The organism is Buttiauxella sp. S19-1 (assembly GCF_022134725.1).
Classification (GTDB): domain Bacteria; phylum Pseudomonadota; class Gammaproteobacteria; order Enterobacterales; family Enterobacteriaceae; genus Buttiauxella; species Buttiauxella ferragutiae.
Window position 1 is genome coordinate 25,518 of sequence record NZ_JAHWLU010000005.1, and the last position, 22,459, is coordinate 47,976.

Here is a 22,459-nt window from a genome sequence, read left to right on the forward strand (position 1 = left end):
GATGGAAAGAATATGACTTCTCGCAGGTGATTTCTCTGAAGCCTATTAGATTAAATAACTCATTCCAGGAGTATTTATGTTAGAGAAAGGTTTTACTCATCCAACCGACCGTGTTGTCAGACTCAAAAATATGATCCTACAGGCTAAGCCTTATGTGGAATCTGAGCGTGCAGTGCTGGCAACCGAAGCTTATAAAGAAAGTGAGCAACTGCCTGCTATTATGCGTCGGGCAAAAGTAGTTGAGAAAATATTTAATGAATTACCGGTAACGATACGTCCGGACGAATTAATTGTCGGCGCAGTCACTATTAATCCGCGCTCTACAGAGGTCTGCCCGGAATTTTCTTACGACTGGGTAGAAAAAGAATTCGACACCATGGAGCATCGTGTTGCCGATCCTTTTATTATTCCGAAAAAAACCGCCCAAGACCTGCATGAAGCTTTTAAATATTGGCCGGGTAAAACCACCAGCTCGCTGGCGGCATCGTATATGTCAGAAAGTACCAAAGAGAGTATGGCGGGCGGCGTGTTCACCGTAGGGAACTACTTCTACGGCGGCGTAGGTCACGTGAGTGTGGATTACGGCAAAGTGCTGAAAATCGGTTTTCGCGGCATCATCAATGAAGTGACGCGTGCGCTGGAAGCGCTCGACCGCAGCGAACCGGGGTACATCAAGAAAGAACAGTTCTATCGCGCGGTAATCATCAGCTATAACGCCGCGATTAACTTTGCTCATCGCTATGCGCAAGAAGCGACTCGCCTTGCTCAACAGGAAAGCAACCCGACGCGTAAACACGAACTTGAGCAAATTGCCCAGAACTGTACGCGGGTACCTGAATTCGGCGCGACCACCTTCTGGGAAGCGTGCCAGACATTCTGGTTCATCCAGAGCATGTTGCAGATTGAATCCAGCGGCCACTCTATTTCCCCAGGGCGTTTCGACCAGTATATGTATCCGTATCTGGTGGCAGACCAAGCTATCTCCAAAGAATTTGCTCAAGAACTGGTGGACTGCTGCTGGATCAAACTTAACGACATCAACAAAACGCGTGATGAAGTCTCCGCGCAGGCCTTTGCCGGTTATGCGGTGTTCCAGAATTTATGCGTCGGCGGCCAGACCGAAGAAGGGCTGGATGCCACCAACGACCTGAGCTACATGTGTATGGAAGCGACGGCCCACGTTCGCTTGCCGCAACCGTCGTTCTCGATTCGCGTCTGGCAAGGTTCGCCTGATACCTTCCTGTATCGTGCTTGTGAACTGGTGCGTTTGGGGCTGGGTGTACCAGCGATGTACAACGATGAAGTGATCATTCCGGCGCTACAAAACCGTGGCGTATCGCTACGTGATGCGCGTGATTACTGCATTATCGGCTGCGTGGAACCACAAGCCCCACATCGCACAGAAGGCTGGCATGATGCGGCATTCTTTAACGTGGCAAAAGTCCTCGAAATCACCCTTAACAACGGGCGTGCCGGTAGCAAACAACTCGGCCCTGTGACCGGGGAAATGACCCAGTACACCAACATTGACGATTTCTATACCGCGTTCAGCAAACAGATGGCGCACTTTGTTCATCAACTGGTTGAAGCGTGTAACAGCGTCGATATTGCACATGGCGAACGTTGCCCGTTGCCGTTCTTGTCGGCATTGGTGGATGACTGTATCGGGCGCGGTAAATCTTTGCAGGAAGGTGGGGCAATCTATAACTTCACCGGCCCGCAGGCATTTGGTATCGCTGATACCGGCGACTCGGTTTATGCCATCCAGAAACAGGTATTTGAAGATCGCAAACTGACGCTCAGTGAACTGAAAGGGGCGCTGGATGCCAACTTTGGCCATCAGGTGGGAAGCGTGGCGGCGAAATCCTCTTTGGGTGAGCAAGACGTCTACGAAGTGGTAAAACGCATTATTGATAGCCACGGTTCGCTTGATGCGGCGGCGATTAAAAATGAAGTTTACCGCCAGCTTGCCAACGTATCTGCGGCTCCGACAGCCAGCGGCAACAGTTCCCGTTTTGAAGAAATTCGCCATATTCTGGAAAACACGCCGTGCTTCGGTAACGACATTGACGATGTTGATTTTGTGGCGCGTCGCTGTGCGCTGATTTACTGCCAGGAAGTGGAGAAATACACCAATCCGCGCGGCGGCCAGTTCCAGGCGGGTATCTATCCAGTTTCGGCTAACGTGCTGTTTGGTAAGGATGTGAGTGCGCTGCCGGATGGTCGCCTGGCGAAAGAACCGTTGGCCGATGGCGTTTCTCCGCGCCAGGGTAAAGATACCTTTGGCCCTACGGCGGCGGCAAATTCGGTGGCAAAACTCGACCACTTTATTGCTTCTAACGGAACGCTCTACAACCAGAAGTTCCTGCCATCCTCTTTGGCCGGGGAAAACGGTTTGCGCCACTTCAGTGGCCTGGTGAGAAACTACTTCGACAAAAAAGGGATGCACGTTCAATTTAACGTTATTGACCGTAACACCCTGGTGGAAGCGCAAAATAATCCTCAGCAGCATCAGGATTTGGTGGTGCGCGTCGCCGGATACAGTGCGCAATTTGTGGTGCTGGCGAAGGAAGTTCAGGACGATATTATTAGCCGTACCGAGCAACAGCTTTAATTAATATTTATACCCGTCATCCTTCAAGCTGCAGGGGTGTTGGCTGCACTCACTAACCCCAGTCACTTACTCAAGTAAGCTCCTGGGGATTATGAGCCTAGTCCATGAGGCTCACCCTTCGGGCCAGCGCAAGCGCTGTTCAAATCTGTTCCAGACAGATTTGTAGCTCCCTTGCCGCCTACCTGCAACTCGAATGCTAACGGGTATCGAACCTGTGGGTCACATGACCCTTTTATTAATTGCTGCTTAGGGCGTGAGCAATATGCTAAATAATAAAGTGGATGACCAAATGGAAGGCGTGTTATTTAATATTCAGCGCTATTCTTTGCATGATGGCCCCGGCATTCGCACCATTCCTTTTTTAAAAGGATGCCCATTATCGTGTAAGTGGTGTAGTAATCCAGAATCACAACGGCCACAGCCGGAATTAATCTTTAAAAAGAATGACTGTATTCGTTGTGGCAAATGTGTGGATATTTGCCCGCAGCGAGCGTTATCAGTCACCAATCCTTATTTCATTGACCGTTCAGCTTGTATTCAGTGCGGGAAATGCTGCGAAGTTTGCCCAACTCAGGCTCTGGAAATGAAAGGTAAACGCATGACGGTGGCTGACGTAATGCGTGAATTACAAAAAGAGGAAAACCTGTACCGGCGTTCAGGTGGCGGTATTACGCTATCTGGCGGCGAACCGCTGGCGCAACCGGAGTTTGCTCGTGAATTACTGAAAGCGTGCAAGGCAAAGGGTTGGCACACCGCCATTGAAACAACTGGTTTTACTCAACCTGAAGTGATTGATGAAGTATTCCCGTATGTTGACCTCGCACTGGCTGATATCAAGGCGATTAATCCCACAGTGCATCTCAGTAACACCGGTGTGGATAACCGCCGCATTCTTGAAAACCTGATCAGAATGTCGTTTATCACCAAAGTGATTGTCCGTATTCCGGTGGTTCAGGGCGTAAACGACAATATCGAAGAGATTCGCAGTATCGGTGAGTTTGCCCGCTTAATGTCGAATGTCGACACCATTCATTTATTACCTTATCACTCTTACGGCGAAAATAAATATCAGCTTTTAGGCCGTATTTATCCGCTGGGTGATGTTCAAAAAATAAGTGAAAAAAAATGACGCTATTAAAGAATGAAATAGAGTCATTAGGGTTTCAATGTCATATCGGCGGTTAGTCGATATATGAATAATCAATCACAAACAGGGTAACCTATGAACGATTCACTCAGAGCCCAATGCACCGCGGAATTTCTCGGCACCGGATTGTTTATGTTTTTTGGTATCAGTTGCCTGGCGGCAGTAAAAGTCGCTGGCGCGAGTTTTGGTTTGTGGGAAATATGTATTGTCTGGGGGTTGGCCATCTCGCTGGCGGTCTATTTAACTGCTGGGATCTCCGGTGCGCATCTTAACCCGGCGATTACCATTGCACTATGGTTATTCGCCTGCTTCCCGGCGCGCAAAGTACTCCCATACAGCATTGCCCAAATTGCCGGTGCTTTTGGCGGCGCAATGCTCGCTTATCTGATGTATCACAACCTTTTCACGGACTATGAGACCGCGCACAACATGGTGCGGGGTAGCGTAGATAGCCTGCAATTAGCTAGTATTTTCAGTACCTTCCCGTCGCCAGCTATTAGCGTCTGGCAAGCTGCGTTTGTAGAAATCGTCATCACTTCTATGCTGATGGGTTTGATTATGGCGCTGACTGATGATGGTAACGGCGTACCGCGCGGCCCATTAGGCCCATTGTTAATTGGTATTCTGGTGGCGGTTATCGGGGCGGCGACCGCACCATTGACCGGGTTTGCGATGAATCCTGCTCGTGATTTTGGTCCTAAATTATTTACGTTCTTCGCCGGTTGGGGAGAGGTATCAATGACCGGTGGCCGTGATATTCCTTATTTCATTGTGCCGATAGTCGCGCCCATTATTGGTGCCTGTCTTGGGGCGGCAATCTATCGCTTCGGTATCGCGAGGAATTTGCCGTGTAATACGTGCAAGGTGGAGGATAGCCAATTGTAGTTTACGAGATGCAGCGTCGGATGGCGCTGCGCTTATCCGACCTGCGCGGTTTCATAAGTATTTGTTTTAATAGGGTGGAAAAGCGCGAGCGCGCCATCCACCATTACCAGGCGACTCACGGCTTAGCGCTTTTTATGTTTCCCTGAACCCGGCTTTTTCTTGCTTTCGTCTTCTAACATCACTATCGGTATTTCAAGACTGACCACCGGCGGTGCTTGTTGCGTTATTACCGGCGCAAGCCCCACGGTATCGGCGGAGTGAATAAAGTTATCAATACCCTCGGCGGTGCGCGCGATAACCCGATGAGCGTAAACCGTGCTCACTTTGTTCGCCGCCGCTACACCTGCGGCAACCGCCGCATTAATCGAGCCTACATCGCCTTCAAATTTGACGGTGACCATGCCGCCACCTTTAGTCAGTTCATAACCTACCAACTGGACATTGGCGGATTTCATCGCGGCATCAGCGGCTTCGATTGCCGCCGCTAGCCCAATGGTTTCAATCAAACCTAAACTTTGCCCGGACATAACGTTCTCCTGTGAAAAACTTTGGGGTTAGCGCGCATCAGCGCGCAGAACCGCTGCTTTATCTGTTTTTTCCCATGGGAAAATATCCCGGCCAAAATGGCCGTAGCAGGCGGTTTGACGATAACGTGGCACCAGCAAATCCAGCGATTTTATGATTCCGTAAACGCTGAGATCAAAATGACGAGCGACCCGCTCCTGAAGGGTACTGGCGGCAAGTTTCCCGCTGCCAAAGGTATTGATACGAATCGACACGGGGCGAGGCAGACCGATAGCCCACGCCAGCTGGACTTCACAACGTGTTGCGAGACCTGCCGCGACAATATTCTTCGCCACATAACGCGCCGCATAGGCAGCTGAACGGTCAACTTTTGAGGGATCTTTTCCTGAAAAAGCGCCACCGCCGTGGCAAGCGGCTCCGCCGTAGGTATCGACAATAATTTTTCTCCCCGTCAGGCCGCAATCACCCACCGGGCCACCAATCACAAAGCGCCCGGCGGGGTTAATCAGAAAACGGGTTTGCGGGGTAAGCCACTGAGCAGGAATCACCGGTTTTACAATCTCTTCAATAACCGCTTCGCGCAGTTGCTCCAGTGAAATATCCGGGTGGTGCTGCGTGGAAACCACAATCGTATCCGCAGCCTGGATCTGGCCGTTGCAATAACGCAGCGTCACCTGGCTTTTGGCGTCCGGCAGCAGGAAGGGCAGTCGTCTGGACTTGCGCAACATCGCTTGTCGCGCCATTAAACGATGAGCGTAAACCAGCGTTGCGGGCATTGCTTCGGGGGTTTCGTTACAGGCAAAACCAAAGGTGATCCCTTGATCGCCTGCGCCGAGTAATTCGCGAGTGGAGCCCGCAATACCGCTGGCAATATCAGAAGATTGTTTACCGAGAATATTCAGCACGCCGCAGGTATTACCGTCAAAACCGAGATCGGAATGGTCATAACCAATGGCTTTAATCGTGTTGCGCACAATGGTTTCAACATCCACCACCGCAGAGGATGCGATTTCCCCGGCCACGATGGCGATACCGGTTTTCACCATGCACTCGCAGGCGACTTTTGACCACGGATCCTGGAGCAGATACGCGTCCAGAATGGCATCGGCAATCTGGTCAGCCATTTTGTCCGGGTGCCCTTCGGCCACGGATTCGGAGGTAAATAGATAATCGTCCAAAGGAGATCCACTCTGAAAAACAGGATTTCTCCATCTTAGAGGGCAAGGCTGGCTACAGAGGTAAACTATCTTGTTGGCATGGTGGACTTTTTTGCTTTACCCACAACGCCTTGCGCAATATTGCCAAGGCGAGTGGGGGGAGCGATTAATGCAGTTCGGGAGAGACAATTTTGCGGTAGTCAGATGGAGCCATACTGGTCTCTTTTTTAAAGATGCGGCAGAAATAATTCGCATCCTGGTAAGATAATTCAAGGGCAATGGTATTGACCTTAAGGTTACTGAATTGCAACAGCGATTTCGCAATGCTTATTTTTCGGCTGGCAATATAATTTGAAAAACCGGTGCCAATATTTTTCTTAAATGCACGGCTTAAATAGCAGGTGCTCACGAAAGACTTCGCGGCGATATCGTCAAGCGTGAGATTGTTTAACACATTCTTTTCGATGTGGAATTTTGCCCGCTCGGTGAAGTCCATATTGCCGTTGAAATGCTTCAGAGCATGGTCAAACACTTCTTCACTGATGGTCAGCAGGCCGATCATTATCCGGTAATAGGCCGTGCTGGTTAAACCGTGCTGGGTTATATCCTGAATGAGTGCGGCGATTTTTTTCCCGGTAGGCACCATTTTGTCGCCCTGCGTCGTAATATATTGATGCAGTATTTCCAGCACATCCGTCACGGTTTTACGTTGATCGGCCGTCAGCGATTTGCGGGTGCAGGCATCATCGAGTTTTTTAAAGATAAAACTGTGCCATTGGGCGTAATCGCAACTTTCGATCAGGCAAATAATAGTCTGTTTTAGCTCTTTGAGCGCGGCAATATCGGCTTCATTAACATCCAGCGTCTTTTTAATGGTTTCGGTCAGAATGCTTTGTTTCACCGGTTTAAGCAGGTAGTCGTCAACTTTCAGGTTCAACATGCTGCGCACCAGATCAAAATCGTCATTGGCTGTCGTGACGATCACTTTGGTGTCATTGTTTTTGCTTTTTAAATACTCAATAACCTGATTGCCGTTAGGCAACGGGATATTAATATCGACAAACATCATATCGATCTGTTCCAGCGTATCAATGAGATGAATGGCTCTTTTCCCAGTGGCGGCTTCATGGATCACCGCATTATCCACGCAACGTGAAATAATGCGCCGTAATGACTCAGTTTCAATCGGCTCATCTTCCACAATAACAATGTTGTACATGTTAACTCTCCGTCGTTATCAGGCTTGCAGCATAGGGAAACGCAGTTTGATAGTGGTGCCCATTGCGGGTTGATGAGCACTGATAATTTCCAGCCCATAACTTTCACCAAATAACAAGCGCAGGCGGTCTTGAATGTTATTAATACCGATACTGCCTTTCAGGCGATTTTGATCGCCTGATAAAATATTGGCAATGTTCTCTTGTGAAATGCCATCGCCATTATCGGTGACTTCAAGAATAACATCACGTCCATCGTCGACTGCACGTATCAGGAGGAAACTGCTGGTATCCCGTGGCTCTACTACATAATTGAAAAAGTTTTCAACCAGCGGTTGTAGTATTAAGAACGGGCAGACAATATCAAGATATTTATCGGGGACGTCACACTGGTAATCAAAACGGTCGCTCATTCTGACTTTTTGGATCGACATATAACTCTTAACATAGTTTATTTCATGATTCATGGTAATTAACCCATGGTTACTTTTGCGTAATAAATAACGCATCATGTCAGAGAAGTCATGAACCATTGTTTCGGTACGCGTGGCATCTTCCAGGTAAGCCAGTCGTCCGATAGTATTTAAAACATTAAACAAAAAATGGGGGTTAATTTGATAAGACAAGGCTTTAAATTCAGCCTCATGTAATGAACGTTCAATCTCAACACGTTTTCTGAGTTCATCAGTAAGTTCCAGATCTTTTTTATGCAACTCACGTTGAATATTATTAGCATGAGCTTGTTCGACTAAATAAGAAGAAACATGCAGCAGTGTGGAGGCGGTGGACTCAAAACGTTCATAAGGCATTCTTTGGGTGTTGTCATGTAAATTAATTAACCACGGGTTTTTCTGCCAGACCTCATTATTATCCAGAATATATGGAATGGTTTGCTCCATTTCCTCTTCAACTTTTACCTGGCCAGAAATAAAGGCTCCCAGATAATGGTCATTAATCATGATTGGCACGGCAAACTCGACAAACCCGCAGTAACAGCGATACACCACAGGTTTAAGGGTTTCCATTGCTGCCCGGCCACCGGCGTTGTCGCTTTCATGGCAATGTTGGGCAAGTGCTGAGTTAAGGCGGGAACGCGCACAAAAATTGGAAAACCCACTCGGAGTCGTCACCGGAATGCCATCGTTATCAACCACCACGAGGGCAATCATCATCGACTTGCTAAAATTATCCTGTAACGTCTGAAGCCGTTTGACATCAAGAAATTCGTGTAATTTATATTTATTATTCATTCCAATTTCCGACCAATTTAATTATTGACAGACATTGAAAATATATCCTAAAGGCTCCAGTAAAAAATTGAATCGGGTCACATGCAGCGTCAGAAGGGAAGACGGGTTCACGCTAACACCAGAACCCGGAATAGATCTATTTTGCGGCCAGCAGGCAAAGTTTTAATGCCACGTTATACGAAGCTTCAAATGCCCGTAGTGGTAAAAACTCAAATTTAGAGTGGAAGTTATGTGCACCAGTAAAGAAATTAGGTGTTAATAACCCTTTGGCGGAAAGTGCCGCGCCGTCAGTGCCGCCGCGCATCGGAATAACTTTCGGCTCGATATTCAACTCTTTCATAGCATCAAAAATAAGATCAATGGCCCGGCGATCTTCTTTAATCGCGTTGCTGATATTACTGTAAGTATCACTAATGGAAACGTCGACTTTAGCTGTTGGGTGCTGTGCAGCAATTATCGCGGCGACATCACGAATCTGTTGTTTACGTGCTTCAAACGATTGGCCATCAAAATCACGAATATTCGCCTTCAATATCGCGTCATTTTGGGTGGTGTTCAAGCCGTTAAACCAGATATAACCTTCGCGTCCTTCGGTATTCTCCGGTGTTTGATTACGGTCGAAATGGCTAATAAAATCGTGCGCCATTAATAATGGGTTCACTAATACGCCTTTGGCTGACATCGGGTGGGCGGTTACGCCAGTAAAACGAATCTCAGCATGGGCGGCGTTAAAGTTTTCATACACCACTTCGCCTAATTCACAGCAGTCGATAGTCCAGGCAAAATCGACATCAAAGCGCGCAAGATCCAGCGCTTTTGCGCCGCATAAACCAATTTCTTCATCGGGTACAAAGGCGACAACAATATCGCCATGCGACATGTCAGGTGTCAGGTTTTCCAGCAGCGTCATCACCACCGTAACGGCAGCTTTATTGTCGGCGCCCAGCACGCTGGTGCCATCGCTAAAAATAATTTCTTCACCTGGATAGGCCAGGATTTCCGGGTGTTCAGATGTGCGCAGCCAGACATCTTGTTGGGGGTTAAGGCACAGATCTTCACCGTTAAAACGTAACACCTGCGGGTGAATATCCGGTGACAGACCGACATCGACGGTATCAATGTGGGTGATAAACCCCACGCGTGGCGCTCCTTCAACGTTGCCTTTTTTGACTGCCGTGACGGTGGCATGTTCGTCAATCACTACATCATCAAGACCGAACTCACGCAGTTCGCGGGCGAGTAACTGCGCCATTTCATGCTGGCCGGGTGTGCTTGGCAAAGTGGTTGCACCGGCCTGGCTTTGGCTGGTGATCGCGAGGTAGCGGAAGAAGCGTTGCGTTAATTGGTTTGCGAGCGGCGATGACATTGTTAATCCTTCTTTTGGAATCTGCTGGATATATTCAATTGTTTGCAATCTACTTTTAATGTTATTTATTAAGCTGCTTTGCACAAGCGTTAATTCTTTCTGGGTCAGGAAAATATAAAATTATAAGGGCAGGCATGAAAACTTCCATCACAACACTCTCAACAACAACCACAAAACTTGCATTGATAATAGCCGCGTTGACAGTCAGTTCCACTGTTGCGGCCAAAACATTAGTGTATTGTTCCGAAGGCTCACCGGAAAACTTTAACCCGCAGTTATATACTTCCGGGACCAGCGTTGATGCCAGCGCGGTACCGGTTTATAACCGTCTGGTGGATTTTAAAGTAGGTACCACTGAATTGCAGCCAAGCCTGGCTGAAAGCTGGGATGTCAGCGAAGACGGCAGGGTCTATACCTTCCATTTGCGCAAAGGGGTGAAATTCCAGAGCAACAAATACTTTAAACCAAGCCGTGATTTTAACGCTGACGATGTCATTTTTTCGTTTATGCGTCAGAAGGACCCAAAACATCCTTACCATAATGTTTCCAATGGAAACTATTCTAATTTCGAAAGTTTAGAATTCGGAAAATTAATCACCGCTATTGATAAAGTCGATGATAATACCGTGCGCTTTACCTTGACTCATCCTGAAGCGCCATTTATTGCCGATCTCGGCTGGTATTTTGCCTCTATTCTTTCCGCTGAATACGCCGACAACATGTTAAAAGCGGGCACGCCAGAACGCGTGGATATGGACCCAATCGGCACAGGACCATTCCGTCTTGCACAATATCAAAAGGATTCGCGCATTCTGTTTACCGCATTTCCTGAATACTGGCAGGGTAAAGCCAATATCGACAAACTGGTGTTCTCGATAACTCCGGATGCCTCGGTGCGTGTGGCAAAACTTGAGAAGAACGAATGCCAGGTGATGCCATTCCCTAATCCAGCGGATTTGCCACGCCTGAAAGAAAACGCCGATATTAACCTGATGCAAAAAGCGGGACTGAATACCGGTTTCCTGTCCTTTAACACTCAAAAAGCGCCAACGGATAATGTGAAAGTTCGCCAGGCATTAGCCATGGCCATCAATAAACCGGCGATTATTGACGCGGTATTCCGTGGCACCGGAACAGCGGCAAAAAACCTGCTACCACCGGGCGTGTGGAGTGCTGACGACACGCTCAAAGATTACGAATATGACCCGGAAAAAGCCAAAGCTTTACTGAAAGAAGCAGGTTTCACCAACGGTATGACCATCGACCTGTGGGCGATGCCGGTGCAGCGTCCGTATAACCCGAATGCTAAACGCATGGCCGAGATGATTCAGGCCGACTGGGCGAAAATTGGCGTGACGGCGAAAGTGGTGACTTACGAGTGGGGCGAGTATTTAAAACGCGTGAAAGACGGTGAGCATCAGGCGGCGCTGATGGGCTGGACCACGGCAACCGGCGACCCGGATAACTTCTTCGGCCCGCTGTTTACCTGTCGTGCAGCCGATGGCGGTTCTAACTCGGCGAAATGGTGTTATCAGCCGTTTGATAAGCTGATCCTTGAGGCGCGGACGTCTAGCGACCACGAAAAACGTGTGGCGTTATATAAAGAAGCGCAGCAGATGATGCATGACCAAATGCCTGCGGTGATGATTGCGCACTCGACGATTTTCGAGCCGGTTCGCAAAGAAGTGACGGGCTACGAAGTTGATCCGTTTGGTAAACACATTTTCTACCAGGTGGATGTGAAGTAATTGGTTGTCGGATGACGCAAGCTTATCTGACCTACGAAAAGCGAACAGTTGTTGTAGGGGGATAAGCGTTAGCGTCATCCACCATTTACGTCAATGCAGGCAACAAATGATGAAAAGCAAAACGGGTGCCAAATGCACCCGTTTTTTTGGCTTATTTCGCGTCTGGCAACGCGTAAGCAATAATGTAATCACCACGGTCTGGAGACTGACGTGCTCCGCCTGCGTTAATCACAATATATTGCTTGCCGGTCTTCGGTGACACATAGGTCATCGGGCCAGACTGGCTGCCTACTGGCAGGCGAGATTTCCAGATTTCCTTGCCGTTTGCGGTATCAAAGGCGCGCAGATAGAAATCTTGTGTCCCCGCGAAGAACAGCAGGCCAGACTGGGTTGAAAGCGATGCGCCCAGCGTTGGCATGCCGATGGGGATCGGCAGGTGCATACGAATGCCCAGCGGGCCGGTGTCCTGCACGGTACCCACCGGAACCTGCCAGACCACTTTCCCGGATTTCAGATCGATGGCTGACATGGTACCAAACGGTGGTTTCTGGCACGGAATACCCAGCGGCGACAGGAAACGCTCGCGCATTGCGCCGAACGGCGTGCCGTCCATTGGTACAATACCCATCTCGATACCGCTGGCGTTTTTCGCCACATTGGCACGCGGCACCATATAGTTTGCCAGTCCCAGACGCATATCGTTGACGAACATCAGGCTGTTGTTCGGGTCAACAGAAACGCTTCCCCAGTTCATGCCACCCAGTGAACCAGGGAATTGCAGCGAACGATCCAGACCCGGCGGGGTGTAAACACCTTCGTGGCGCATCTCTTTAAATTCGATACGGCAAATCAACAGGTCGATTGGCGTAGCGCCCCACATGTCCGACTCGTTCAGGGTTTGGTTGCCAATCATTGGCATCCCGACAGAGTACGGCTGGGTTTTTGAGTAGCGTTCACCTTCAACATTACCTTGTGGAACGGGACGTTCTTCCACTTTCGCCACCGGTTCACCTGTGGCGCGGTTAAGCATGAAAATCATGCCCTGTTTGGAGGTCTGCACAATCACCGGCGTGGTACTACCTTTGCCGTCTGGCAAGTCATACAGCAGCGGTTGCGACGGTAAATCGAAGTCCCACAAATCGTGGTGAGTGGTTTGATAATGCCAGCGCACCTGGCCCGTTGCGACGTCGACCGCCACAATAGAAGAGCTGTATTTGTCGTCTTGCGCAGTACGTGTGCCGCCGAAGAAATCCGGTGTTGCGTTACCGGTTGGCAGGTAAACCAGGCCGAGTTTTTCATCAAAAGACATGGCAGACCAGACGTTTGGCGTACCGCGTGTATAGGTCTGGCCTTCAGGTGGAACACCGGTAATCTCCGGGTTACCCGGGTCCCATGCCCATGCCAGTTTACCGCTGTGCACGTCATAAGCGCGCACCACACCAGGAGGTTCGCCAGTGGAGAAGTTATCTGCCACTCGGCCACCGACGATCACCATATTCCCTGCTACCAACGGTGTAGAGGTTTGCTGGTAATAGCCCGCTTTGACTTCACCCATGCCGGTTTTCAGGTCAACGGTGCCGTGGTCACCAAAGTCATCGCACAGTTTGCCGTTGTCGGCATTAATCGCAATCAGGCGTGCATCGGTGGTTGGCAAGAACAGGCGACGAGGGCAGGCCGCAGGTTGCGCAGGTTCTGCAACAGGGGTTAAGGCTTGTTGAGTGGTTTCCTCAAAATAGCCTAATCCACGGCAGCGTTGCCAGTTTGGCGCGGTTGCTTTGCTATCAAAGCGCCATTTTTCTTTACCTGAATCGACATCCAGCGCCAGCACTTTGCTGTACGGCGTGCAGACAAACAGCGTGTCGCCAACCTGCAATGGCGTGTTCTGATCTTCCGCGCCGGAACCGTTACTTTGTGGGATGTCGCCAGTGTGGGCAATCCACGCCACTTTCAGGTCGTTGACGTTGCCTTTGTTAATTTGATCAAGGGCAGCAAAACGGTCGCCGTGAGTGGTATTACCCCAATGCTTCCAGTCTTTTTGCGCATCCGCCGCAGTAACCGGTTTGACCGGCACGTCTTCATTGGCGGCAACTTGTACCTGTGGCACAAACATCCAGCCTGCGCTCACCAGCATACACACGGCTAGCAGGGCGGCGATGCCATAAGCAGGTGCTTTTTTTACCGGAGCACGACTGTGTGCAGCACGTAAAATCGGCCACGCGATGGCGGCGAGGAATGCCAGCACCGCGAAGGTAAACAGGCGCGAGAATAACGGCCAAAAATCCATTCCCGCATCGCTAATTGCCCAAAAGATAGAGCAGATGAATGCCAGACCATAAAGCAGCAGACCAGCAGTTTTCTTTTTCAAAATCAAAACAGCGGAGATAAGCATCACGATGCCCATCAGCAGGAAATAAAAAGTCCCGCCGAGTGCGACGAGATAAGCACCGCCGATACCAATAGCGAGGCCAATCAAAGCCATCAGCCCGCCGAGAACCCACAGCAGCCCTAATGCCAGGCCGCGCGGGGGAGTGTAACTTGCCATAACGTTCTCCTGTCGAAGTGTGTTCCATTCACTTCTTTATGATAAAAACCACATAACGAACCAAATGGTTAATTGTGCGGATATCATAATCTCACGTTATGATATTGCAAAGTTGTTAATGAGAAATCGCGCATTTATTGCGAATAGGTAATGAAGTGCGTTGAGGTGTCGGGTAACAGGGTGCTACCCGACAAGTGCTTACAGGAAGGGAGAGTTAGGCGATACGCTGGCTTTCAACGGAAACGGTACGGCTGATTTTTACCGGTACAGATTTTGAAGTTGGCGTCCCAGTGTCGTCACCGACGCTGGTCAGTGGAACCAATGGGTTCGTTTCCGGGTAATAAGCCGCCAGATTGCCACGCGGAATATTGTACGGCACGATTTTGAAGCCGCTGACTTTGCGCGTAATACCATCGTTCCAGATAGTCTCAATATCCACTAAATTGCCGTCATGCAATTCCAGTTCGGCAAGATCTTCAGGATTAATAAATAAAACTTCGCGTTGGCCGTAAACGCCACGGTAGCGGTCGTCCAGCCCATAAATGGTGGTGTTGTACTGGTCATGCGAGCGCAAAGTCTGTAGCACAAACGGTGCGGTTAATTCGCCGAACAGGGACTCCGGCAGCGCGGCGGCACTAAATTCCGCTTTGCGCGATGGCGTATTGAAACGCAACTGCGCCGCCGCATTGCCAAGATAGAAACCACCAGGGTTTTCGCACCGCTGGTTGAAGTCTTTAAAACCGGGAAGGGTGGCGGCGATGTGGTCGCGAATCAGATTGTAATCGTCTGACATGGCCAGCCAGTCCAGTTTTTCACATCCCAGAACGGCTGCGGCAATTCCGGCGACAATCGCCGTTTCTGAACGCTGAGTGTTGGCAATCGGTTTACCGATCCCTTCGGAGGCATGCACCATACTGAACGAGTCTTCGACGGTGATAAACTGCCGTCCGCTGGCCTGCATATCTTCTTCGGTGCGCCCAAGCGTTGGCAGGATTAATGCCGCTTTACCTGGCACCAAATGGCTGCGGTTGAGTTTGGTGCTGATATGCACCGTCAGGCCGCAGCGCTGTAACGCTTCTTCAGTGCGCGGGCTATCTGGTGCCGCAGCCGCGAGATTCCCGCCCAGCGCAATCAGCACTTTAACTTCATCGCGCAGCATAGCGGCAAGCGCTTCTACGGTATTGTGGCCGCGAGCGCGTGGCGGTTCAAAATCAAAATGCGCCGCCAGGCTGTCGAGTAACGCCGCCGAGGGTTTTTCATCGATGCCCATCGTGCGGTTACCTTGCACATTACTGTGGCCGCGCACCGGGCAAAGTCCGGCACCAGGTTTACCTAAGTGACCACCCAACAATTGCAGGTTAACGATTTCACGAACGGTATTCAGTGAATGTTTGTGCTGCGTAATCCCCATCGCCCAGGTGCAAATCACACGCTCAGCCTGCTGCCAGACGGCGGCGGCATCGCGAATTTGTTGTTCGCTCAAACCGGACTGTTGGGTAATGTGCGCCCAGCTGGTGTTGTCGATTTCGGCAAACCAGCCATCCACACCGTGAGTGTGTTCAGCAATAAATGCCTGATCAAAAATCCCCGCTTCGCCTTGTGCCAGTTGCCCACGATGCACTTCCAGCAACGCTTTCGCCATACCGCGAATCGCCGCCATATCACCGCCCAAATTTGGCTGGTAATAATACGTGCTGATATTACCTGCCAGCGGCGTTACCACTTCTAACGGTTTTTGCGGATCGGCAAAACGCTCAAGTCCGCGTTCGCGCAGGGTATTAAAGGTGACGATTTGCGCGCCGTTCTCTGCAGCGTGGCGCAAACTGTGCAGCATGCGTGGGTGGTTGGTGCCAGGGTTTTGGCCAAACACGAAAATCGCATTGGCTTTATCAAAATCATTAAGATGAATGGTGCCTTTGCCGACGCCGATACTGCGCTTCAGGCCGCTGCCGCTGGCCTCGTGGCACATATTGGAGCAATCCGGGAAATTGTTGGTTCCGACCGTGCGGCCAAAAAGTTGATACAGATAAGAGGCTTCATTGCTGGCGCGCCCCGAGGTATACAGCTCCATCTGGTCAGGATTATCCAGCGCTTTGATATGCTGAGCGATTATCGCCAGCGCGTCGTCCCAACTGATGGCTTCGTAATGGTCGGTCTGCGGGTTGTAGCGTAGCGGTTCAGTCAGTCGGCCTTGATATTCAAGGAAATAATCGCTTTGTTGATACAGTTTGCTGACGCTATGTTGGGCGAAAAACTCATGGTCGATAAAACGACGAGTCGCTTCCCATGTCACGGCTTTTGCGCCGTTTTCGCAGAAGCTAAAGGTACTTTTATTGTCATCACCCCATGCGCATCCCGGGCAATCAAAGCCTTTGGCTTTGTTCATGCGCATTAAATTACGCAGATTTTTTAAGGCATGTTTGCTGTCGATAACAAAGCGAGTGGTGGCTTCAAGCGAGCCCCAACCACCGGCTGCCGCATGATAGGGTTTTATTGCAGATTTAAATTTCATAATGCTTATTCGTGTCCTGAGGGCGACCGCACGCGGTGACGCCATTTACTGTTACATTGAGTTTACTCCTGTTTAACTTTTATGTAAGGCACACTTATTGCGGGAAAATACTGTGATTTGGTTAGCTTTTCGTCATTAAAGTGTTAACCACAGCACAAAACAACAACGCGATATTCAACCTTTTGTCTCTGCTGGCCGATGAACTTTCTGGAACAACAACCATTAACCAGAAGAGACACCCAGGACATGGCAAAAACAAAAATCTCCCCGCAAGGGGCCGTTCGTTTCTGGCATCACATTCGTCTGGTGCCGTTATTTACTTCCATATTGGTTGGCATCTTAGTTCTGTTCGCGTTGTGCGTTGGGCTGGCGAGTTACTTTTTAGTGCAGAGTGACAAAGCACTGCAAGACGTGACTAACGAAATTCAGGTGCGCATCGGTCTGTCTGATAGCTCCACTGATTTACGCAGTGCACGTTTAAATTTCATTCACGCGGGAGCGGCAGGGCGCGTGGCTGACATGGACGATATGAAGTCTAATATTGCTGAGGCCGACAGGTTGATTAAACAGGCGCAGGCGAGTTTTGATATTTATATGGCGCGTGCTGACAAAGTTGAGGAAGGTGCTGCGCTGGATAGCCAACTGCGCGACCGCTTCAACGAGTACCTGAGCAAAGGCATGGCACCGATGATGAAATACGCCAAAAACGGCATGTTTGAAGCCATTATCAACCATGAAAATGACCAAGCCCGTCAGCTTGATGCCGACTACAACAAGGTCCTGATGCAAGCGGCGAAAATCCGTACCGAACGCGCGATGGCGCTTAAAGAACAAGCTCAGGCCCGTTCTCATTTTAGTGTGATGCTGATGGCAGGAGCATTTGCGCTGGCTATCTTCATGACCGTTTTCACTTTCGTGGTGCTGCGTCGTGTGGTTGTCCAACCGCTGCAACAGGCGGCAACGCGCATCGAACATATCTCTCAGGGGGATTTAACCCTGGCGTCGGCCGCCTATGGTCGCAGTGAAATCGGCAAGCTCAATCAGAACCTACAGGAAATGCAGGCCTCACTGGTGAAAACTGTCGGTGAGGTGCGTTCTGGAGCGGAGGCGATTTATCAAGGTACCAGTGAGATTTCTGCCGGAAACACTGATTTATCGGCCCGTACTGAACAGCAAGTGGCGGCTCTGGAAGAGACTGCGGCTAGCATGGAGCAGTTAACGGCGACCGTGAAACAGAACGCGGATAACGCCCATCACGCCACCAAACTGGCTGAAGAAGCGTCGCACAAAGCCAGCGATGGCGGGCGCATTGTCTCGGGTGTGGTCAGCACCATGAACAACATCTCTACCAGTTCGAAGAAAATTTCCGAGATAACGGCGGTGATCAACAGCATTGCATTCCAGACCAATATTTTGGCGCTCAATGCGGCGGTAGAGGCGGCGCGTGCCGGTGAACAAGGGCGCGGTTTTGCGGTGGTCGCAACCGAAGTACGCACGCTGGCACAACGCAGTGCACAAGCAGCCAAAGAAATTGAAGGGTTGATCAGTGAATCAGTGTCGTTGATTGATAGCGGTTCAAATCAGGTCGCACATGCCGGAGAAACCATGACCGGAATTGTCAGCGCAGTGCGTCGTGTCACCGATATCATGCAGGAGATCGCCGCGGCGTCTGACGAACAAAGCCGTGGCATCCAGCAAGTGGGTCTTGCGATCAACGAAATGGATAACGTCACGCAACAGAACGCTTCGTTGGTTGAAGAAGCGTCGGCAGCGGCGGTGTCACTGGAAGAACAAGCGGCGCGGTTAACCGCAGCGGTGGGGATTTTCCGTTTAAGCCATCAGCCAAATGGGGTGACAGCGAAGGCAGAAAAACCAAAAAAAGCCGCGCCAATATCGCGCACCAGTGTGGTGACTGATGACGATAATTGGGCGACCTTTTAGTTTGTGAACCCGTGGATGACGCTAACTACCCATGCCGCTTGTAGGTCGGATAAGCTCCGCGTCATCCTGCACTTACTCCATATCCAGCCGCACGCTAAGTGCGGCTATCTCGTGGCGCCATTGCTGTTGCAACGCGGGTTTCTGGTGGCCGGGCTTACGCGCTAAATCCTGTGCAAGCTTCTCCTCCAGTTCCACTAAACGCTCCAGCCAGCCGTCGGCCTCTGTATGACTAATCACTGGCTGAACAGATTTGGATGGTGACAACGTCACGTCAAGGCTTTCACTGGTCAGTTGCGCATACAACCCCTCCAAAGAGTGCCACTCGCTCAGCTCGCCATTATCAATCAGCCAGAAGCGGTTACAGCTCTTAGCGATTAACGTGCGGTCATGCGTCACCAGTAACACGCCGCCTTCGTAACTTTGCAGTGTTTCTGCCAGCGCCTCTTTGCCTTCCATATCCAGGTGGTTGGTCGGTTCATCGAGCAACAGCAGCGAATAACGTGCCAGAGTCAGCCCGACAAATAACAGCCTGGAACGCTCGCCACCGCTTAACGTGCTGACCGTTTGCCCGTGGCGCAACCACGCAAAACCGGCACTGATCAACGCCATTTTGCGATCGCGCTCGGTTAACGGCGCAAACGGTTCGAGTGCTTCAAGCAACGTGTCGTCATCACGCAACTGGTGCAGCGTTTGGTCGTAATAGCCCATTTCAACGCGCGGGTGCAGACGAATCGCCTCGTCATTCAGCGGTTGCTGATATTGCTGCCACAGCAGGCGCAATAGCGACGATTTGCCACAACCATTACGGCCAATTATTGCTACCCGATCACCACTTCTCAGGCGCTGTATTTGCAGGGTGAACAGTGGCGGGCAATCGGCTGCCGGGCTGACGGACAGGTTTTCCATCTCCAGCAAACGGTCAGCGGGTAACGCTTCACCTTTGAGTATCAGTTGCCACAAATTCGCGGCACTCAGTTCGGTCTGGCTGTCTTTTAACTTGTCGACGCGCTTTTCCATTTGCTTTGCTTTGCGGGCGAGGTCTTCGTTATCGTAAACCTTTCCCCAAATAGCGAGGCGTTTGGCACTGGCGGCAATGCGGTCGATCTCCTTTTGCTCAGCCTGGTGACGGTGGGCATCGGTTTTATCGCGCTCATCCAGCGCCTGGCGCGCCGCCGAACAGGGCAACTGGAAGAAACTGAGCGTGTGGTCACGCAAGATCCACGTGCCGTTGGTGACGCTATCCAACAGATGTTGATCGTGAGAAACCAGCACAAAGCTGCCATTCCAGCTGCGCAAGAACTGCTCCAGCCACAGCAAGGTCGGCAAATCAAGGTGGTTACTCGGTTCATCGAGCAGCAGCAGATCGGGTTCGGTGATCAACGCCCGCGCCAGCAATAAACGCGTATGTTGCCCACCGCTCAGTGTTCCGGCGGTGAGTTGCCACGCCGTTTCATCAAAGCCCATGCTGGCGAGAAGCGCTTGTGCCCGCCAGCCATCGGTATGGCGTTGTGCATCACTTAAACGCGCCATTACTGCATCAAGCAACGTAAGAGGGTGCAATTCCGCCGGTAAATGCTGTTCGACTCGCGCCAGCAGGCAGTGATGCGCACGCGTCACGCAGCCAGAATTGGGCAAAATCGTGCCATCGAGTAATTTCAGAAGGGTACTTTTACCGCAGCCGTTATGGCCGATTAAGCCCAGGCGGTCGCCTTTTTTCAGCGTAAAAGTGATGTCAGCCAGCAGTGGGCCGAAAGCGGTATCAAGGCTAAGAGATTGTGCGGTTAATAATGTGCTCATTGTTGCTTACTCAAGAGTCAGGCGATAAAACGCCTCGTCAGAATGACGATAACCCGGTAAGCCCGAGGGAAGATTTAGTGTTGGGTTGCTTCGCTCAAGCCGGATTATCGCAGTGCGATATCGATAACGCTTGAGCTATGACGATCGCCAAAAGTCTGCGAAATAAACAACATTTCACAAAACAGCATGGGATCCTCCTTATATTCAGTTAGTTGATGAGTGGTGAAATCCTGGCAGAAATAATCAATAAATGCCAGCGGGCCAGGCGCTGGCATACACTATTTGTGACTCAAAACGGTAGTGAGCGCGGCTGCATTTGCATCGTTATCCAGCGTAACTCAGTAAACTCTCTGACGCCCGCAAGCCCACCAAAGCGCCCGTAGCCTGAATCTTTGACGCCACCAAAGGGCATCTGCGCTTCATCGTGTACCGTTGGGCTATTGATATGGCAAATGCCACTCTGAATGCGGCAGGCAATATTCCATGCCCGCGCGGTATCACGGCTGAACACGGCGGCTGAAAGCCCAAGCTCATTATCATTGGCGATAGCCACCGCTTCCTCTTCGCTTTCAGCGCGGATCACCCCTTTAACTGGCCCGAAGGATTCTTCGTGGTAAATACGCATCTCCGGGGTGACAAAATCCAGCACTGTGGCGGGCATCAATGTTGAACTGGCTTTCCCGCCGACCACAATTTTGGCCCCTTTAGCCAGCGCGTCATCAATTAAATCATTGCAGCGCAAAACGGTCTGCACATCAACAACTGAACCCAAAATCGTCGGGCCAAGGCGAGGGTCGCTACACGGTAAACTGGCGGCTTTGGCCGCAAATTTCGCGACAAATTCATCGGCAACGCGCTCATCGACAATGATCCGCTCGGTCGACATACAAATTTGCCCGGAGTTGGCAAACGCGCCGAATGCTGCACAGTTCACCGCAAGCTCGATATCGGCGTCGTGTAACACCAGTAACGGTGCTTTGCCGCCCAGTTCTAACACCACCGGTTTGAGATAGCGCGCGCAGGTTTGTGCAATGATCCGCCCGACATGCGTCGAACCGGTGAAATTCACTCTGCGCACCGCCGGATGGGCAATCATTGCCTCGACAATGCTGGCGGCATCCTGCGGCGCGTTAGTCACAAAGTTAACCACACCGGCAGGGAAACCCGCTTCACTGAGCACTTCGATGATTAAACCGTGGGTAGCCGGGGAAATTTCAGAGCCTTTTAGCACCACGCAGTTGCCACATGCCAGCGGAGTCGCAATCGCACGGACACCAAGGATGACAGGCGCATTCCACGGCGCAATCCCCAGCACGACGCCTGCAGGTTGGCGGATGGCCATAGCTAAATTGCCTGGCACATCAGAGGGGATGACTTCGCCGTTAATTTGTGACGTGAGGGCGGCGGCTTCACGCAAAATCCCGGCACCTAAATGCACGTTAAATTCTGCCCATTGCGCTGTGGCACCGGTTTCTGCCGCCATGGCGGCGACAAACGCGGCTTGCTTTGCTTCCAGCGCATCAGCGGCTTTCAGAAGCAAAGCGCGGCGCTGATTCGGGCCAGTTTGTGACCAACTGACAAACGCCAGGCTTGCGGCTTCGACGGCGGCACGTGCATCGTGGGTTGTGGCGGCGGGTGCGATAGTGGCGACGTGTTCATCAAGCGGGTTACGGCGTTCAAACGTGGCCTGGTTTTGTGCTTCAACCGCTAATCCATTGATGAACATAGAAATAGACACAGGGGATGTTGGTTGCATAG

General features: G+C 50.8%; 13 protein-coding genes and 1 pseudogene. 5 read left to right on the top strand and 9 right to left on the bottom strand.

Annotated features, from left to right (window positions below; translation table 11 throughout):
• Positions 1 to 76: 76 nt before the first annotated feature.
• The 3 genes and pseudogenes from grpM (at position 77) to MES37_RS02360 (ending at position 4,646) form a co-directional block, all read left to right on the top strand.
• Positions 77 to 2,614, top strand: coding sequence for a glycyl radical protein (grpM, locus tag MES37_RS02350; protein ID WP_237930026.1), 2,538 nt, complete (start codon positions 77 to 79; stop codon positions 2,612 to 2,614).
• Between the two features lie 262 nt (positions 2,615 to 2,876).
• A pseudogene (locus tag MES37_RS02355) lies at positions 2,877 to 3,799 on the top strand (glycyl-radical enzyme activating protein).
• Positions 3,800 to 3,836: 37 nt separating this feature from the next.
• Positions 3,837 to 4,646: an MIP/aquaporin family protein gene (locus MES37_RS02360; RefSeq protein WP_133521429.1), complete on the top strand. Its 810-nt coding sequence runs from the start codon at positions 3,837 to 3,839 to the stop codon at positions 4,644 to 4,646.
• A 122-nt stretch (positions 4,647 to 4,768) separates the two neighbouring features.
• On the opposite strand, the gene MES37_RS24715 is transcribed toward MES37_RS02360, so the two are convergent.
• The 5 genes from MES37_RS24715 to pepT all read right to left on the bottom strand — a co-directional run bounded on the left by MES37_RS24715 (position 4,769) and on the right by pepT (position 10,161).
• On the bottom strand, positions 4,769 to 5,173 hold the full coding sequence (locus tag MES37_RS24715) for a BMC domain-containing protein (protein WP_121813426.1): 405 nt from the start codon (positions 5,171 to 5,173) through the stop codon (positions 4,769 to 4,771).
• A 27-nt stretch (positions 5,174 to 5,200) separates the two neighbouring features.
• Complete coding sequence (gene metK / locus MES37_RS02370; protein WP_237930027.1) at positions 5,201 to 6,349, bottom strand: methionine adenosyltransferase; 1,149 nt, start codon at positions 6,347 to 6,349, stop codon at positions 5,201 to 5,203.
• A gap of 145 nt (positions 6,350 to 6,494) precedes the next feature.
• Positions 6,495 to 7,547, bottom strand: a complete 1,053-nt coding sequence (locus MES37_RS02375; RefSeq protein ID WP_064546880.1) for a response regulator transcription factor — start codon at positions 7,545 to 7,547, stop codon at positions 6,495 to 6,497.
• An 18-nt stretch (positions 7,548 to 7,565) separates the two neighbouring features.
• Positions 7,566 to 8,795, bottom strand: a complete 1,230-nt coding sequence (locus tag MES37_RS02380) for a sensor histidine kinase (RefSeq protein ID WP_133521433.1) — start codon at positions 8,793 to 8,795, stop codon at positions 7,566 to 7,568.
• A 136-nt stretch (positions 8,796 to 8,931) separates the two neighbouring features.
• On the bottom strand, positions 8,932 to 10,161 hold the full coding sequence (pepT, locus tag MES37_RS02385; RefSeq protein WP_237930028.1) for a peptidase T: 1,230 nt from the start codon (positions 10,159 to 10,161) through the stop codon (positions 8,932 to 8,934).
• A gap of 134 nt (positions 10,162 to 10,295) precedes the next feature.
• On the opposite strand from pepT, the gene MES37_RS02390 reads away from it, so the two are divergent.
• A complete protein-coding gene (locus MES37_RS02390; protein WP_237930029.1) occupies positions 10,296 to 11,909 on the top strand; it encodes an ABC transporter substrate-binding protein in 1,614 nt (537 codons plus the stop codon).
• Between the two features lie 151 nt (positions 11,910 to 12,060).
• Here the strand turns inward: MES37_RS02390 and MES37_RS02395 are convergent, their stop codons facing one another.
• On the bottom strand, positions 12,061 to 14,451 hold the full coding sequence (locus MES37_RS02395) for a glucose/quinate/shikimate family membrane-bound PQQ-dependent dehydrogenase (RefSeq protein ID WP_237930030.1): 2,391 nt from the start codon (positions 14,449 to 14,451) through the stop codon (positions 12,061 to 12,063).
• Between the two features lie 214 nt (positions 14,452 to 14,665).
• Positions 14,666 to 16,963, bottom strand: coding sequence for an FdhF/YdeP family oxidoreductase (locus tag MES37_RS02400; protein ID WP_237930031.1), 2,298 nt, complete (start codon positions 16,961 to 16,963; stop codon positions 14,666 to 14,668).
• 246 nt (positions 16,964 to 17,209) lie between these two features.
• On the opposite strand from MES37_RS02400, the gene MES37_RS02405 reads away from it, so the two are divergent.
• A complete protein-coding gene (locus tag MES37_RS02405) occupies positions 17,210 to 18,904 on the top strand; it encodes a methyl-accepting chemotaxis protein (protein ID WP_133521438.1) in 1,695 nt (564 codons plus the stop codon).
• 72 nt (positions 18,905 to 18,976) lie between these two features.
• On the opposite strand, the gene MES37_RS02410 is transcribed toward MES37_RS02405, so the two are convergent.
• Complete coding sequence (locus MES37_RS02410; protein ID WP_064546864.1) at positions 18,977 to 20,701, bottom strand: ABC-F family ATP-binding cassette domain-containing protein; 1,725 nt, start codon at positions 20,699 to 20,701, stop codon at positions 18,977 to 18,979.
• A 289-nt stretch (positions 20,702 to 20,990) separates the two neighbouring features.
• Complete coding sequence (locus MES37_RS02415) at positions 20,991 to 22,457, bottom strand: aldehyde dehydrogenase (RefSeq protein ID WP_237930032.1); 1,467 nt, start codon at positions 22,455 to 22,457, stop codon at positions 20,991 to 20,993.
• Positions 22,458 to 22,459 lie beyond the last annotated feature (2 nt).